Below are 15,813 nucleotides of genomic sequence, written 5' to 3' on the forward strand. Positions count from 1 at the left end.
GCGCTCAGCGGGTAGTGCGCCCCCTGCTTGGTCAGCACCGGCAGGCCCGCATTGGGCATGCAGGAGAGCGGGATACGGGCGTTGCGCGCCAGGTAGCGCAGGTGCTCGCTCATCTCGGCCGGGCCGGTGGCGCAGTTCAGACCGATCATGTCGATCCCCAGCGGCTCCAGCGACGTCAGCGCCGCACCGATCTCCGAACCCAGCAGCATCGTGCCGGTGGTCTCGACGGTGACGGAGCAGATCAGCGGGACGCTGACGCCGAGGGCCTCCATGGCGCGCCGGGCACCGATGATGGAGGACTTCGTCTGGAGGAGGTCCTGGGTGGTCTCGACGAGCAGCGCGTCGGCGCCGCCGGAGATCAGGCCCTCGGCGTTGATCTGGTAGGCGTCGCGGATCTGGGCGTAGGTGATGTGGCCCAGGGTGGGCAGCTTGGTGCCGGGGCCCATCGAGCCGAGCACCCAGCGCTGCTGTCCGGTGGAGGCGGTGAACTCGTCGGCGACCTCGCGGGCGATGCGGGCGCCGGACTCGGAGAGCTCGAAGTTGCGCTCGGGGATGTCGTACTCGGCGAGGGCCGCGTAGTTCGCGCCGAAGGTGTTGGTCTCGACGCAGTCCACGCCCACCGAGAAGTACGCCTCGTGGACCGAGCGGACGATGTCGGGGCGGGTGACGTTCAGGACCTCGTTGCAGCCTTCGAGCTGCTGGAAGTCTTCCAGGGTGGGGTCCTGAGCCTGGAGCATGGTTCCCATGGCTCCGTCGGCGACGACCACGCGGGTCGCGAGCGCCTCTCGGAGGGCATCGGCCCGGGTCTGGGTGTCGGCGGGCGGATTCGGCAACGAGGCCATGGTTGAGCTCCCTGGGATGCGACGGCTGTCGGCTTTGCACCCCCGCTGTGTCAGGGGTGCACGCGGTCAGCGTAACCGCGCGGCACCCGCCCCGGTGAGGCCGTCCCACGTGGCGGACTGCATTCTGTGCGCGGGGTTCGCACGGAAGGGTGTGCAGGTCGGCGGCGCACCGGGAAACACCCAACCATGCACAAGGTCGGCATCGACCGATACTGTTCAGCATTGTCGAACTACGTCAGCAGGAGGCTGCGCGATGGCACGGAACATCCAGTCGCTCGAACGAGCCGCTGCGATGCTGCGGCTCCTGGCCGGCGGGGAGCGCCGGCTGGGTCTCTCGGACGTGGCGTCCTCCCTGGGCCTGGCCAAGGGCACGGCGCACGGGATCCTGCGCACGCTGCAGGCCGAGGGCTTCGTGGAGCAGGACCCGGCCTCCGGGCGCTACCAGCTGGGCGCCGAGCTGCTGCGGCTGGGCAACAGCTACCTGGACGTGCACGAGCTGCGCGCCCGCGCGCTGGTGTGGACGGACGACCTGGCCCGGGCGAGCGGCGAGAGCGTGTACGTCGGCGTGCTGCACCAGAGCGGGGTGCTGATCATGCACCACGTGTTCCGGCCGGACGACAGCCGTCAGGTGCTGGAGGTGGGGGCCATGCAGCCGCTGCACTCCACGGCCCTGGGCAAGGTGCTGTCCGCCTACGACCCGGTCGCGCACACGGAGGCCCTGGACGCCGAGCGGGAGGCCTTCACCCCGCGGACGGTGACCGACGCGGCGGGCTTCGAGGAGGTCCTGGACCTGACCCGGGCGCGCGGCTGGGCGGCCGACGTCGAGGAGACCTGGGAGGGCATCGCCTCGGTGGCGGCCCCCATCCACGACCGGCGCAGGATGCCGGTCGGCGCGGTGGCGGTCGCGGGCGCCGTGGAGCGGGTCTGCGGGGAGTCCGGGGAACCGCGTCCGTCCCTGGTGGCCTCCGTACGGGACTGCGCCCGGTCGGTTTCGCGCGATCTCGGAGCGGGCCGGTTCTGAGCTTGACCTGACCCCCCTCGGTCCACCCTTTGGCGGCTTTCGGCGCCATTCGGGTGGACCTCTTCGTTTCCGGACCGCCCATTGGCCGGATTTGGGCGATCGTACCGAGTGGTAACGATCCGGTTCTTTGACCTGGTCAGGCCTTGACGCGTTCTGAACCCAGGCGGAAAACTGCCGTTCATCGGTCGGCATTGTCGAACACCTACCGGCAATACGCGTTAGGCTATGGGCGAGGCCATGGACCGGTGAAGCACTCACCGAGTGTGCGGACGACCGGAGGGACCCGGTGTCCGCCCACCCCTGGACGTAAGACAAAGGAGTCGCGGGTGTCCAGCTCCGACATCTTCATCGGCGAGACCATCGGTACCGCCCTGCTCACTCTGCTCGGCGGCGGCGTGTGCGCCGCCCTCACGCTCAAGAGCTCCAAGGCCCGCGGCGCGGGCTGGCTCGCGATCACCTTCGGGTGGGGCTTCGCCGTCCTCATCGCCGCCTACGTCTCCGCGCCCCTCTCCGGCGCCCACCTCAACCCGGCGGTCACCGTCGGCATAGCCGTGAAGACCGGCGAGTGGGGTGACGTCCCGGTCTACTTCGCGGGCCAGCTGCTCGGCGCCATGCTCGGCGCGGTCCTGATGTGGATCACCTACTACGGACAGTTCCGCGCGCACCTGGCGGACCCGGAGAACATCAAGGACGCCAAGCTCGGCCCGGAGGACCCGCACCCGCACGACGTCGCCGGCCCGGTGCTCGGGATCTTCTCCACCGGCCCCGAGATCCGCAACGTGGTCCAGAACATGGCCACGGAGATCATCGGCACCTTCGTCCTCGTCCTCGCGATCCTGACCCAGGGCCTCCAGGACGACGGCAAGGGCCTCGGCGTCATCGGCGTCCTCATCACCTCCTTCGTCGTCGTCGGCATCGGCCTCTCGCTCGGCGGCCCGACCGGCTACGCCATCAACCCGGTCCGCGACCTCGGTCCCCGCATCGTCCACGCCCTGCTCCCGCTGCCCAACAAGGGCGGCTCCGACTGGGGGTACTCCTGGATCCCGGTGGCCGGCCCGCTCGTCGGTGCCCTGCTCGCCGGCGGTCTGTACAACATCGCGTTCGCCTGATCAGCTTCGGCCGCGTTCGTAAGATCCGCACCGCCCTCCTGATTCCGCCTACTCAACAGATCTGCCAGGAGCAGCCACCATGACCAGCAGCACCGGCCCCTTCATCGCCGCGATCGACCAGGGCACCACCTCCTCCCGCTGCATCGTCTTCGACCGCGACGGCCGCATCGTCGCCGTCGACCAGAAGGAGCACGAGCAGATCTTCCCGAAGCCGGGCTGGGTCGAGCACGACGCCACCGAGATCTGGACCAACGTCCAGGAGGTCGTCGCCGGCGCCATCGCCAAGGCCGAGATCACCGCCGCCGACGTCAAGGCCGTCGGCATCACCAACCAGCGCGAGACCACCGTCCTGTGGGACAAGAACACCGGCGAGCCGGTGCACAACGCGCTGGTCTGGCAGGACACCCGCACCGACGGCCTCTGCAAGGAGCTCGGCCGCAACGTCGGCCAGGACCGCTTCCGCCGCGAGACCGGCCTGCCGCTGGCGAGCTACTTCGCCGGCCCGAAGGTCCGCTGGCTGCTCGACAACGTCGAGGGCCTGCGCGAGCGCGCCGAGGCCGGGGACATCCTCTTCGGCACCATGGACTCCTGGGTCATCTGGAACCTCACCGGCGGTGCCCAGGGCGGTGCGCACGTCACGGACGTCACCAACGCCTCGCGCACCATGCTGATGAACCTGCACACCCTGGCGTGGGACGAGAAGATCGCCGAGTCGATGGGCGTCCCGCTCAACGTGCTCCCCGAGATCCGGTCCTCCGCCGAGGTCTACGGCCACGTCAAGGACGGCGTCCTCGCCGGTGTCCCGGTCGCCTCGGCGCTCGGTGACCAGCAGGCCGCCCTCTTCGGCCAGACCTGCTTCGCCGAGGGCGAGGCCAAGTCCACGTACGGCACCGGCACGTTCATGCTGATGAACACCGGCGACAAGATCATCAACTCCTACAGCGGCCTGCTGACCACGGTCGGCTACCAGATCGGCGACCAGAAGCCGGTCTACGCCCTGGAGGGCTCCATCGCCGTCACCGGCTCGCTCGTCCAGTGGATGCGCGACCAGATGGGCCTGATCAAGTCCGCGGCCGAGATCGAGACCCTGGCCTCCTCCGTCGAGGACAACGGCGGCGCCTACTTCGTACCGGCCTTCTCCGGCCTGTTCGCCCCGTACTGGCGCTCCGACGCCCGCGGTGTGATCGCCGGCCTCACCCGGTACGTCACGAAGGCGCACATCGCCCGTGCCGTCCTCGAGGCCACCGCCTGGCAGACCCGCGAGATCACCGACGCCATGACCAAGGACTCCGGCGTCGAACTGGCGGCCCTCAAGGTCGACGGTGGTATGACCTCCAACAACCTGCTGATGCAGACGCTCTCGGACTTCCTGGACGCCCCCGTGGTCCGTCCCATGGTCGCCGAGACGACCTGCCTCGGCGCCGCCTACGCCGCCGGCCTGGCCGTCGGCTTCTGGCCCGACACCGACGCCCTGCGCGCCAACTGGCGCCGCGCGGCGGAGTGGACCCCGCGGATGCCCGCCGACCAGCGGGACCGCGAGTACAAGAACTGGCTCAAGGCCGTCGAGCGGTCCATGGGCTGGATCGACGACGAAGACGCCAGCTGACGCACCAGCTGTCGAATCGACGAGGAGCTGAAGAGACATGAGCACCCTGCAGAGCGTCCCCGCGCTGGGAACGCACCCGACCGCCGGCTCGAACCCGAGCCGCGCCGAGACCCGTGAGCAGCTGGCCAAGGCCACGTACGACCTGCTGGTCATCGGCGGTGGAATCCTGGGCACCTCGGTGGCCTGGCACGCCGCGCAGTCGGGTCTGCGGGTGGCCATGGTGGACGCCGGCGACTTCGCCGGCGCCACCTCCTCCGCCTCCTCCAAGCTGGTCCACGGCGGTCTGCGCTACCTGCAGACCGGCGCGGTCAAGCTGGTGGCCGAGAACCACCACGAGCGCCGGGTGCTGGCCAAGGACGTGGCCCCGCACCTGGTCAACCCGCTCACGTTCTACCTGCCGGTCTACAAGGGCGGCCCGGTGGGTGCGGCCAAGCTGGGCGCGGGCGTCTTCGCCTACTCCGCCCTCTCGGCCTTCGGCGACGGCATCGGGAAGGTCATATCCCCGGCCCGTGCCGTCGCCGACAACCCCGGCCTGAAGACCGACAACCTCAAGGCCGTCGCGGTCTACTACGACCACCAGATGAACGACTCCCGCGTGGCCGTGATGACGGTCCGCGCGGCCGTCGAGTCGGGTGCGGTCGTCCTCAACCACGCCGAGGTCACCGGCCTGCGCATGACGCGCGGCCGGGTCTCGGGCGCCGAGCTCAGGGACCGCCTGGACGGCACCGAGTTCGGCGTCGACGCCCGCGTCGTGCTCAACGCCACCGGCCCGTGGGTGGACCACCTGCGGCGCATGGAAGACAAGCACGCGCTGCCGTCGATCCGCCTCTCCAAGGGCGCGCACATCGTCATGAAGCGCAAGTCGCCGTGGAAGGCCGCCATGGCCACCCCGATCGACAAGTACCGCATCACCTTCGCCCTGCCGTGGGAGGACCAGCTCCTGCTCGGCACCACCGACGAGGTCTACGAGGGCGACCCGGCGGACGTGCGCGCCACCGAGTCCGACATCCAGCAGATCCTCGACGAGGCGGCCTTCTCGGTGAAGGACGCCGACCTCGACCGCTCCCTGATGACGTACGCCTTCGCCGGCCTGCGCGTCCTGCCGGGCGGCCCCGGCGGCGTCGAGAAGGCCAAGCGCGAGACGGTCGTCTCCGAGGGCGCGGGCGGCATGCTGTCCGTCGCCGGCGGCAAGTGGACCACGTACCGCCACATCGGCCGCGTGGTCATGGACAAGCTGGCCAAGCTCCCCGGCAGCCCGCTGACCGAGGACATGGAGCCGGTGAAGTCCCTCGTGCGCCGCGTCCCGCTGCCCGGCGTCGCCAACCCGAACGCCGTCGCGCACCGCCTGCTGGTGGACCGCGAGCCCGGCGCCCGGATGGACCCGCTCACCGCGCGCCACCTGGCCTCGCACTACGGCTCGCTGGCCTTCGACATCGCCCGTCTGGCGAACGAGGACCCGGCGCTGGCCGAGCGCATCCACCCGGACGGCCCGGAGATCTGGGCGCAGGTCGCCTACGCCCGTGACCACGAGTGGGCCGAGACCGCGGACGACGTGCTGCGCCGCCGTACGACGGTGACGGTCCGCGGCCTGGACGACGACTCCGTGAAGGCCCGCGTCGAGGAGATGCTGGCCCGCAAGGCATAGCTCGTACGCAGGTGGGGAAGAGGGGCGGTTCCGAGGGGAACCGCCCCTCTGTCGTGGGCTGTGGCCGCCGACCCCACAAGGCTTAGGCTTTCCCACGTACACAAGGAACTTCGGAAGGAGACCTGGGTGATCGAGCTTGAGGGCGTGCCCGAGCTGATCGACCCGGTCATGGTGGCCGCGTTCGAGGGCTGGAACGACGCGGGTGACGCCGCCTCCGGTGCGGTGGCGCACCTGGACCGGGAGTGGAAGGGCGAGGTCTTCGCGGCGCTCGACGCCGAGGACTACTACGACTTCCAGGTCAACCGGCCGACGGTGTTCCTGGAACACGGGGTCAGGAAGATCACCTGGCCGACGACCCGGCTGTCGGTCGTCCGGATCGGCGGCGCGAAGCCGCGCGACCTGGTGCTGGTGCGGGGCATCGAACCGTCCATGCGGTGGCGGTCGTTCTGCAACGAGCTGCTCGGTTTCGCCCACGAACTGGGCGTGGAGATGGTCGTCATCCTGGGCGCGCTCCTCGGCGACACCCCGCACACCCGGCCGGTGCCGGTCAGCGGGGTGACGTCCGATCCGGACCTGGCGCGGACCATGGACCTGGAGGAGACCAAGTACGAGGGCCCGACGGGCATCGTGGGCGTGCTCCAGGAGGCCTGTACGCACGCGGGCGTCCCGGCGGTGTCGCTGTGGGCGGCGGTGCCGCACTACGTGTCGCAGCCGCCGAACCCGAAGGCGACGCTGGCGCTGCTGAACCGGCTGGAGGACCTGATCGACATCCGGATCCCGCTCGGGGAACTGCCGGAGGACGCGCGGGCCTGGCAGCTGGGGGTGGACCAACTGGCCGCCGAGGACAGCGAGGTGGCGGAGTACGTCCAGACGCTGGAGGAGGCGCGGGACACGGCCGACCTGCCGGAGGCGTCGGGGGACGCGATCGCGCGGGAGTTCGAGCGGTACCTGCGGCGGCGGGATCCTTCGGCCGGCGACGGGCCGGGGGACGGGTCGTACCTGCGGGACACCTCCGGTGGGGTGGGGCGGGCGCCCAAGCGCAAGCCGGACCCCGCGGGGGACGAGCCCCCGGCGACCCCGCCGGAGGAGCCGGGGGACGACTCCCCCGAGGGCTAAGGTCCCCTACCCGCCCTTCGCCCGTTCCCTGGGGGCTCCGCCCCAGACCCCCGCGCCTCAAACGCCGGCGGGGCTGGATATTGCCGCTGCGCGGCAATTCCAGCCCGCGCGGCGTTTGAGCGCAACGGGGTCCGGGGCTCGCCCCGGAACTACAGGGCCACGCCCAGGAGGGCGTCGACCGTGCGGGAGACCAGGCCGGGGGCGGTCTCGTCCGTCTCGTCGGAGGCGAGCTGACGCTCGACCCAGCGGTCGACGGCCGCGAGGGCCGCCGGGGCGTCGAGGTCACGGGCGAGGGCCTCGCGGACCTCCTCCACCAGCGCCTCGGCGGAAACGCCGTCCGGCCGGGACACGGCCGCGCGCCAGCGCGCCAGGCGGGCCTCCGCCTCGGCGAGGACCGCGTCCGTCCACTCCCAGTCCCCCCGGTAGTGGTGCGAGAGCAGCGCCAGGCGGATCGCCGCCGGGTCCACTCCGGCCCGCCGCAGGGCGGAGACGAAGACCAGGTTGCCCCGGGACTTCGACATCTTCTCGCCGTGCAGGGCGACCATGCCCGCGTGGACGTACGCCTTGGCCATCGGGAACTCGCCCGTCAGCGCGTGCGCGTGCGAGGCGCCCATCTCGTGGTGCGGGAAGGCGAGGTCGGAGCCGCCGCCCTGGATGTCGAAGCCCATGCCCAGGTGCTCCAGGGCGATGGCCACGCACTCGATGTGCCAGCCCGGACGGCCGCGCCCCAGCGAGGCGCCGTCCCAGCTCGGGTCGCCCGGGCGGGCGGCCATCCACAGCATCGGGTCCAGGGGGTTCTTCTTCCCCGGGCGGTCCGGGTCGCCGCCGCGCTCCGCGGACAGCAGCCGCATCGCCTGGGCGTCGAGGTTCGAGACCCCGCCGAAGTGCGGGTCGGACTCCACGGAGAAGTAGACGTCGCCGTCGAGCTCGTACGCGGCGCCCGCGTCGCGCAGCCGCTCGACCAGCGGCACGATGCCGGGTATGGCCTCGACGGCGCCGATGTAGTGCTGCGGGGGCAGCATCCGCAGGGCGGTCATGTCCTCGCGGAAGAGCGCCGTCTCGCGCTCGGCGAGCTCGGTCCAGTCGTGTCCGTCGCGCAGCGCCCGCTCCAGGAGCGGATCGTCCACGTCCGTGACGTTCTGGACGTAGTGGACCTGGCGCTTGTTGTCGAGCCACACGCGCTGCACGAGGTCGAACGCGTTGTAGGTCGCCGCGTGACCGATGTGGGTCGCGTCGTACGGCGTGATTCCGCAGACGTAGAGGCGGGCGACGGGACCGGGGTCGAGGGTGACCGTCCCCTGGGTCGCGGTGTCGTGGATCTGGAGGTCGCGGCCCTTGCCGGGCAGGGCGGGGACCTCAGAAGCGGGCCAGGCATGCATGCTTCGAGCCTAACCGGACGACTGTTCCGGAAACGAATGGGAGGCGCACTGTTGGCTTGATCCACGCCCTTGCGTCGCGGCTGGATCTGTGCGTCCGGCTCGTACGGGCGACCGCCCTGCTCAGACGGGCGGCCAGGGGATGGACGGCCACTGTCCGGAGGGCTTCGGATGCGTCCCGCTGCTCAGCAGGAGGGCCACGCGGCCCCGTACGGCGGCCAGCTCGGCCTCCGTGATCAGTTCGGCCAGCCGGGTGGCGAGCGGGGCGTCAGCGGCCAGCTGGGCCTCCAGGGAGGTCAGCACGGTCCGCGCCTCGTCCGTCAGGGGCTCCCCCGCCCAGCCCCAGAGCAGGGTCCGCAGCTTGTCCTGCGAGTGGAAGGTCACACCGTGGTCGATCCCGTAGAGCCGTCCGTCGGGCGCGGGGAGCAGGTGGCCGCCCTTGCGGTCGCCGTTGTTGATCACGGCGTCGAGCACGGCCAGCCGGCGCAGGCGGGGGTCGTCGGCGTGGACGAGCAGGGCCGTGCGGCCCTCCCCGACCTCGGCGAAGGCGACCGGCTTCCAGCCCTCCCCGGCCTCCTCGCCCTCCACCAGCGCGAGGAGCTCCGCCTCCGGCGCCTCTCCGGCGTCGATCCAGTGCTGCACCATGCCCTCGCCGTACGGGCCGTCGCGCAGCACGGTCGTGGGCACGAGCCCCCAGCCGGTGGCCTCGGAGACCAGGTAGGCGGCGCGCTCGCGCCGGGCGAGGTTGCCGTCGGGGAAGTCCCACAGCGGCCGCTCGCCCTTGACGGGCTTGTAGACGCACTCGGCGCTGCGGCCCTCATGGGCGACGGTGCACAGCAGGACGGCGTTGGACGCCTCGGCGATCCGGCCGCGGACGGTGAGCTCACCGCGGGTGAGCAGCTCCTCTATCGGGGTCACGGCGCTCACGCCTGGCGCCGGTACCCGTTCTGGCGGGGGCACACGTGCCCCTCGGGGTCCAGGGGGAGGCTGCACAGCGGGCACGGCGGGCGGCCGGCGTTGACCACGTCCAGGGCGCGCTTGGCGAAGGCCCGGGCCTGGGCGCCGGAGAGCCGCACGCGCAGCATGGGCGGGCCGTTCTCCTCGTCCTGGAGGAGCCGCTCCTCGGCCTCGGCGAGGTCCTCCTCGGAGTCGGCGTCCAGCTCGACGAGCGCCTGGGCCTCGACGATCATCCGCTGCTGTTCGCCGTCCCAGGCGAGCGCCATCGTGCCGACCCGGAACTCCTCGTCGACGGGCACGTCGAGCGGTGCGGTGTCGGCGGCCTCGGTCGAGGCGACGGCGGGAACCGGGGCGTTGCCGCCGGTCCGCCGGACGACCTCGTCGAGCAGTTCGTCCATCCGCTCGGCGAGCGCCGCGACCTGGGTCTTCTCCAGGGAGACGCTGGTGACCCGGGGGCCCTGGGAGGCCTGGAGGAAGAAGGTGCGACGTCCAGGCAGACCGACGGTGCCCGCCACGAAGCGGTCCGGCGGGTCGTAAAGGAACACCTGACGGGGCACGACCGGTCTCCAAGTCTGGGGCAGGGGCAGGGCTGCGCGCGTGTGTTGGCCCTGCCACCCTACTGCGCCGTCCGATCAGGCCGCGCCCGCGCCGCCTCCCACGACGGCGTTGCCGCCGCCCTCGGCGGCGTTCTCCGCGGGGGGCGCCGCGGCCGGGATGAGGGGGGCGAGGTCCCCGGTGTCGCCCAGGCGCAGCAGGAAGGGGCGGCTGGGGGTGTAGCGGATCGCGGTGACCGAGCAGGGGTCGACGTGGATCCGCTGGAAGAGGTCGAGGTGCATGCCGAGGGCGTCGGCGACGACGGACTTGATGATGTCGCCGTGGGAGCACATGAGGAAGACGGCGTCGGCGCCGTGCTCCTCCTCGATCCGCGCGTTCCACTCGCGTACGGCGTCCACGGCGCGGTTCTGCATGGCGCGCATGGACTCGCCGCCGGGGAAGGCCGCGGCCGAGGGGTGCTGCTGGACGATCTTCATGAGGGGTTCGTCGGCGAGTTCGGAGAGTTTGCGGCCCGACCAGTCGCCGTAGTGGCATTCGCCGATGCGCTCGTCGGTGTGCAGGGGCAGGTCCGGGCGGGCCTCCAGCAGGGGGGCCAGGGTCTCCCGGCAGCGCTGGAGCGGGCTGCACACGGCGGCGGCCAGCGGCACCCCGTCGAGCCGTGCGGGCAGGGCGGCGGCCTGTGCGGCGCCGCGCTCGTCGAGGGCGACCCCGGGGGTCCAGCCGGCGAGCAAGCCTGCGGTGTTGGCGGTGGACCGCCCGTGTCGTACGAGGATCAGCGTGGCCATGGGAGCAGCCTAAGCGGTGCCGTCGGCGTGCGGGCGGGCCCGGGTGGGGGAAGAATGCCCCGCGTGATTGTGGACTGCGCGATGTACCGGGACGGCCGGCGCTCCGAGGCCCCGGGGGACCTTTCGGAGGCCCTGGCCCAGGCGCGCTCGGTCGGTGACGCCTTTCTGTGGATCGGCATGTACGAGCCGACGGAGGAGGAGTTCGAGCACGTCAGCCACGAGTTCGGGCTGCACAAGCTGGCGGTGGAGGACGCGCTGACCGCGCACCAGCGGCCGAAGCTGGAGGTGTACGACGACTCCCTGTTCGTGGTCCTGAAGCCGGTGATGTACGACGACGACGCGGACAGGGTGACCACGGGCGAGCTGATGCTGTTCATCGGCGACTCGTTCGTGGTGACCGTCCGGCACGGCGAGGGGGCCGCGCTGGCCGCCGTGCGCCGCCGGCTGGAGCACGAGCCGGAGGTGCTGCGGCACGGGCCCACGGCGGTGCTGTACGCGGTGTCCGACGCGGTGGTGGACCACTACATCGAGGTGGCGGCCGAGCTCCAGGCGGACCTGGAGGAGGTGGAGGCGGAGGTCTTCGCCCCGCAGGCCGCGGACACCAAGAACACCGCGGCCCGGATCTACGGGTTCAAGCGGCAGGTGCTGGAGTTCCGCCGGGCGACGAGCCCGCTGCTCCAGCCGATGGACCGGCTCGCCTTCGGGAACGTGCCGTTCGTCCACGACCACGCCCGCCCGTTCTTCCGGGACGTCGCCGACCACCTGACGAAGGCGAACGAGTACATCGAGGGCCTGGACCGGCTGCTGTCGGACGCGCTGGCGGCGCACCTGGCGCAGATGGGGGTCCGGCAGAACGACGACATGCGCAAGATCTCCGCCTGGGCGGCCATGGCGGCCGTGCCGACGATGGTCGCGGGGATCTACGGGATGAACTTCGAGCACATGCCGGAGCTCAGGGAGTGGTGGGGCTATCCGGCGGTGCTGGTGGTGATGGCGGGGCTGTGCCTGGCGCTGCACCGGATGTTCAAGCGGCGCGGCTGGCTGTGAGCCCCGCCGGGTTCAGGCGGGACCGGGGGCGGGTGCGGTGACGGGACGGCCGCCGAGCGGGTTCGTGCGCGCGGGCGGGCGCAGCCGGACCATGCGGTGCCAGCCGCTGAAGCGCTCGTACGCGTAGACCCCGCGGATGCCGGCGGCGAGCGCGGCCGCCTTGGGCGCGGGCCAGCGCAGCAGCCGGCCCATGTGGTCCATGACGGCGAGGCTGACGTCCCGGTAGACGGCGATCTCGGCGAGGGCGCTCTCGCGCAGCACCCGCTGGATGGTCCGGCCGTGCCCCTGCCGGGCCAGGCGCAGCAGCTCCTCGTGGCAGTAGGCGAGGTGGTCGTCCTCGTCGCGGCTGATCACCTTGACGGCCTTGCCGACCTCGGGGTGGGCGGCGAAGTGGCGCAGCAGCATCACCATCTGTTCGGCCGCGCGCTGTTCGGTGACCCGGCTGTGGGCGAGGTAGACGACGATGTCCTCCTCGCTCAGCGGCTCCTCGCGGCGCAGTTTGTCGTGGGCCAGCCCGATGCCGCGGCGTTCGAGGAGCATCGTGTAGTCGGTCTCGGGCGGGACGGGCACGGCGGGCAGGCCGCGCTTGCTCAGCAGGGCGCGGAAGATCCGGCCGTGCTTGTCCTCGTCGGCGCCGTGCCGGGTGATCTTGGGGGCGAGGGCTCGCATGCCGTCGGGGACGAGGGCGGCGATCCTGGCGTTCTCCCAGCCGCCCTGGGACTCCCCGCTGGCGGCGATGGAGCAGAACAGCTGGAAGGAGTCGTCGTGGTCGACGATCTCCTGGAACAGGCTGCGTGCGGAGAGCATGGAACGAGTCAAATGCGGATGGGGCGGGCGGGCAACCGCGGGGTCCCGGGACTCGGCCGAATGAACGAAACCTCCGCCCGGACCGCGGGGCGTAACCCCGGGGGCGGCCCGCGCGTTGTTCGCTGTGTCGGCCGTGGCGGGGAAGACCCCCCGAGCCCCCACCACGGCCGCAGACTCCTTTTGGACGCCGCCCTCGCACGACTGCGCCGGCTTCGGACGGCTGCGCCGGACTCCGTCCGGCGGTCGCCGGGCGGCGGGCCCGTTCAGGGCCGCGCCGCGTCCTCCCGTCAGGCCAGGCCGGCCAGCTCCAGGGCCTCGGTGCCGGCCCGCAGCGCGGTGAGCCGCTCCTCCCGGGTGAAGCCGGCCGGGGCGAGCGTGAGGGTGGTGACCCCGGCCTCCGCGTAGGCCCGCATGCCGTCCGCGATGCGCTCCACGGAACCGAGCAGGGTGGTGGAGTCGATCAGCGAGTGCGGGACGGCGGCGGCCGCGCCGTCCTTGTCGCCGCCCAGGTACTTGGCCTGGATCTCGGCGGCCTCCTTCTCGTACCCCATCCGCTGCGCGAGCTGGTTGTAGAAGTTCTGCTTGGGGCTGCCCATGCCGCCGACGTACAGGGCGGTGTACGGGCGGAACATGTCCGCGAGGGCGGTCACGTCCCCGCCGACGGCCAGCGGGACGGTCGGGCAGACGTCGAAGCCGTCCATGGTCAGCCCGGCCTTCGCGCGGCCCGCGCGGATGTGGCGCAGGGCCGTCTCCTCCAGGTGCTCGGCGGCCGGGAAGATCAGCAGGGCGCCGTCGGCGATCTCGCCGGTCTGCTCCAGGTTCTTGGGGCCGATGGCGGCGATGTAGAGCGGGATGTGCGGGCGCTCGGGGTGCACGGTCAGCTTGAGCGGCTTGCCGGGGCCGCCGGGCAGCGGCAGGGTCCAGTGCTCGCCGTCGTGGCTGAGGCGCTCCCGGCTCATGGCCTTGCGCACGATCTCCACGTACTCGCGGGTCCGGGCGAGGGGCTTGTCGAACTTGACGCCGTACCAGCCCTCGGAGACCTGCGGGCCGGAGACGCCGAGGCCCAGGCGGAAGCGGCCCTTGGTGAGGGAGTCCAGCGTGGCGGCGGTCATGGCCGTCATCGCGGGCTGGCGGGCGGGGATCTGGAAGATGGCCGAGCCGACGTCGATCCGCTCGGTCTGGGCCGCGACCCAGGCCAGGACGGTCGCCGCGTCGGAGCCGTAGGCCTCCGCCGCCCAGCACACGTCGTAGCCGAGGCGGTCGGCCTCCTGGGCGACGGCGAGGTTGTCGGCGTCCATGCCCGCACCCCAGTAGCCGAGATTGATGCCGAGCCGCATGTGTCGTCCCCTTACGATGTGCCGGTTTACCGCTCAGTAACGTAGGTCTGCGCAGGGACTCTAGCGCGCCCGACGGCCTCGCGGCAGTGCCCCAGTAGTCTCAGCGCTCATGGAGCAGAGGCATCTCGGCCGCACCGGACTGCGCGTCTCCCGGATCGGCCTCGGCACCCTGACCTGGGGCCGCGACACCGGCGAGGAAGCCGCCGCCGAGCAGTTGAAGACGTTCTGGGAGGCGGGCGGCACACTCGTCGACACGGCCGACGTGTACGGCGACGGGGAGTCGGAGTACCTCCTGGGGCGGCTGGTGGGCTCCCTCGTCCCGCGCCGGGACCTGGTCATCGCCACCAAGGCGGGCAGCGTCCCGGACCCGGGCCGGCGCTTCAACGGCTCGCGCGGGCACCTCCTGTCCGCCCTGGACGACTCCCTGGACCGGCTGGGCACCGACCACGTGGACCTGTGGCAGGTCCACGCCTTCGACCCGGAGACCCCGCTGGAGGAGACCCTCCAGGCGCTGGACCTGGCGGTGACCAGCGGACGGGCCCGCTACGCCGGGGTCTCGAACTTCAGCGGCTGGCAGCTGGCGAAGGCCGCGACCTGGCAGCTGGCGGCCCCCGGCGTACGGACCCGGCTGGCCTCGACGCAGATGGAGTACTCGCTGCTCCAGCGCGGGGTGGAGCGGGAGGTCCTCCCGGCGGCCCTGGACCTGGGCGTCGGCCTGCTCCCCTCCTCCCCGCTCGGCCGGGGCGTCCTCACCGCCAAGTACCGCGAGGGCACCCCGGCGGACTCCCGGGGGGCGTCGGCCTCCCTGGCGGCCTTCGTGGAGCCGTACCTGGACGAGGCGGCGGGCCGGATCGTGGACGCGGTGGTCACGGCCGCGCAGGGCCTGGCGGTGACCCCGCTCCAGGTGGCCCTGGCGTGGGTCCGCGACCGTCCCGGGGTCGCCGCCCCCATCGTCGGCGCCCGGACGTCGGCGCAGCTCGTGGCGGCGCTGTCGGTGGAGGCCCTTAGTCTTCCGGAGGAGATCCGCCGGGCGCTGGACGACGTGTCCGCGCCCGTGCACCGCTACCCCGACCAGGACTGGAGCACGCTGTGAGCACGGACCCCGAGACGACGCCCGAGGCCACACCCCCCGGGACGGATCCCGAGGCCTCCGGCACACCGGGAACCCAGGAACCGCCGCCCGAGACCGACGCCGGAGCCGAGCCGGAGGCCCACGCGGCGCCGGAAGCTGAGGCCGGGGCGGAGCCGGAGGCCGGGGTCGACGCGGCACCGCAGCCCGAGGCGGAGCCGGAGGCCGGGGCCGGGGTCAGTGAGGCGCAGGCCGAGTTGGCCGCGCAGCGGGTCGAGCGGGAGCGGATCGCGCGGCGGAAGGCCGAGCGGGAGCACCCCGTCGACGCCGGCGCCAAGCTCAGCGGCCGGGCCGCCGACCTGCTGGCCGCCGTACGGGCCGTGGAGAGCGGCGCCAAGGTGCCCGCCCTCACCTTCGACGAGGCCCCGCCCGCACCCCGCCGGGCCGCCCCCGCTCCCCCGCAGCCCCGCCCGCAGGCCCCGGCCCCGGCCCGGCCCGCCGGCGACGTCGGGGCCGTCCGGGCCGTGCTGGCGCGCGGCGG

14 protein-coding genes and 1 pseudogene are annotated in these 15,813 nt (G+C 72.4%); 8 read left to right on the plus strand and 7 right to left on the minus strand.

Going from position 1 to position 15,813, the window contains the following annotated elements:
- Window positions 1-842, minus strand: an 842-nt coding sequence (locus AB0O29_RS29705; RefSeq protein ID WP_365157543.1) for a homocysteine S-methyltransferase family protein, incomplete at its 3' end; no start/stop codon positions are given.
- Window positions 843-1,095: 253 nt separating this feature from the next.
- Here AB0O29_RS29705 and AB0O29_RS29710 point away from each other — a divergent pair.
- The 5 genes from AB0O29_RS29710 (at window position 1,096) to AB0O29_RS29730 (ending at window position 7,339) form a co-directional block, all read left to right on the plus strand.
- Window positions 1,096-1,863 (plus strand): IclR family transcriptional regulator, encoded by a 768-nt coding sequence (locus AB0O29_RS29710; protein WP_365157546.1) that lies wholly within the window; start codon window positions 1,096-1,098, stop codon window positions 1,861-1,863.
- A 326-nt stretch (window positions 1,864-2,189) separates the two neighbouring features.
- Window positions 2,190-2,972 carry an MIP/aquaporin family protein gene (locus AB0O29_RS29715; RefSeq protein ID WP_365157549.1) on the plus strand — a complete coding sequence of 261 codons (783 nt, stop codon included), beginning with the start codon at window positions 2,190-2,192 and terminating at the stop codon, window positions 2,970-2,972.
- Between the two features lie 79 nt (window positions 2,973-3,051).
- Window positions 3,052-4,578, plus strand: coding sequence for a glycerol kinase GlpK (gene glpK / locus AB0O29_RS29720; protein ID WP_365157552.1), 1,527 nt, complete (start codon window positions 3,052-3,054; stop codon window positions 4,576-4,578).
- Between the two features lie 37 nt (window positions 4,579-4,615).
- Complete coding sequence (locus AB0O29_RS29725) at window positions 4,616-6,223, plus strand: glycerol-3-phosphate dehydrogenase/oxidase (protein WP_365157555.1); 1,608 nt, start codon at window positions 4,616-4,618, stop codon at window positions 6,221-6,223.
- A 126-nt stretch (window positions 6,224-6,349) separates the two neighbouring features.
- Window positions 6,350-7,339 carry a PAC2 family protein gene (locus AB0O29_RS29730; protein WP_365157557.1) on the plus strand — a complete coding sequence of 330 codons (990 nt, stop codon included), beginning with the start codon at window positions 6,350-6,352 and terminating at the stop codon, window positions 7,337-7,339.
- A gap of 149 nt (window positions 7,340-7,488) precedes the next feature.
- Here AB0O29_RS29730 and mshC read toward each other — a convergent pair whose 3' ends face one another.
- From mshC to AB0O29_RS29750, 4 genes are all read right to left on the minus strand, one after another.
- Window positions 7,489-8,718: a cysteine--1-D-myo-inosityl 2-amino-2-deoxy-alpha-D-glucopyranoside ligase gene (gene mshC, locus AB0O29_RS29735; protein WP_365157560.1), complete on the minus strand. Its 1,230-nt coding sequence runs from the start codon at window positions 8,716-8,718 to the stop codon at window positions 7,489-7,491.
- 120 nt (window positions 8,719-8,838) lie between these two features.
- Window positions 8,839-9,633 (minus strand): SCO1664 family protein, encoded by a 795-nt coding sequence (locus AB0O29_RS29740; protein ID WP_365157580.1) that lies wholly within the window; start codon window positions 9,631-9,633, stop codon window positions 8,839-8,841.
- 5 nt (window positions 9,634-9,638) lie between these two features.
- Window positions 9,639-10,229 (minus strand): DUF3090 domain-containing protein, encoded by a 591-nt coding sequence (locus AB0O29_RS29745; protein ID WP_365157562.1) that lies wholly within the window; start codon window positions 10,227-10,229, stop codon window positions 9,639-9,641.
- 75 nt (window positions 10,230-10,304) lie between these two features.
- Window positions 10,305-11,012 carry a histidine phosphatase family protein gene (locus tag AB0O29_RS29750; RefSeq protein WP_365157565.1) on the minus strand — a complete coding sequence of 236 codons (708 nt, stop codon included), beginning with the start codon at window positions 11,010-11,012 and terminating at the stop codon, window positions 10,305-10,307.
- Between the two features lie 54 nt (window positions 11,013-11,066).
- Between AB0O29_RS29750 and corA the strand changes: the two genes are divergently transcribed.
- Window positions 11,067-12,059 (plus strand): magnesium/cobalt transporter CorA, encoded by a 993-nt coding sequence (corA, locus tag AB0O29_RS29755; RefSeq protein ID WP_365157568.1) that lies wholly within the window; start codon window positions 11,067-11,069, stop codon window positions 12,057-12,059.
- Between the two features lie 12 nt (window positions 12,060-12,071).
- Here the strand turns inward: corA and AB0O29_RS29760 are convergent, their stop codons facing one another.
- Together AB0O29_RS29760 and AB0O29_RS29765 are read right to left on the minus strand one after the other, a co-directional pair.
- On the minus strand, window positions 12,072-12,866 hold the full coding sequence (locus AB0O29_RS29760; RefSeq protein ID WP_365157571.1) for a ferritin-like domain-containing protein: 795 nt from the start codon (window positions 12,864-12,866) through the stop codon (window positions 12,072-12,074).
- Between the two features lie 287 nt (window positions 12,867-13,153).
- Entirely contained in the window at window positions 13,154-14,203 is a 1,050-nt protein-coding gene (locus tag AB0O29_RS29765; protein WP_365157574.1) for an LLM class F420-dependent oxidoreductase, read from the minus strand.
- A gap of 109 nt (window positions 14,204-14,312) precedes the next feature.
- Here AB0O29_RS29765 and AB0O29_RS29770 point away from each other — a divergent pair, with 109 nt between their 5' ends.
- Both AB0O29_RS29770 and AB0O29_RS29775 read left to right on the plus strand, forming a co-directional pair.
- Window positions 14,313-15,296 carry an aldo/keto reductase gene (locus AB0O29_RS29770; protein ID WP_365157577.1) on the plus strand — a complete coding sequence of 328 codons (984 nt, stop codon included), beginning with the start codon at window positions 14,313-14,315 and terminating at the stop codon, window positions 15,294-15,296.
- Window positions 15,293-15,813, plus strand: a pseudogene (locus AB0O29_RS29775) (DNA helicase RecD); the annotation flags it as partial. The gene AB0O29_RS29770 and the pseudogene AB0O29_RS29775, both read left to right, overlap by 4 nt.

It is taken from the genome of Streptomyces sp. NPDC089915 (genome assembly GCF_040684675.1).
Taxonomy (GTDB): domain Bacteria; phylum Actinomycetota; class Actinomycetes; order Streptomycetales; family Streptomycetaceae; genus Streptomyces.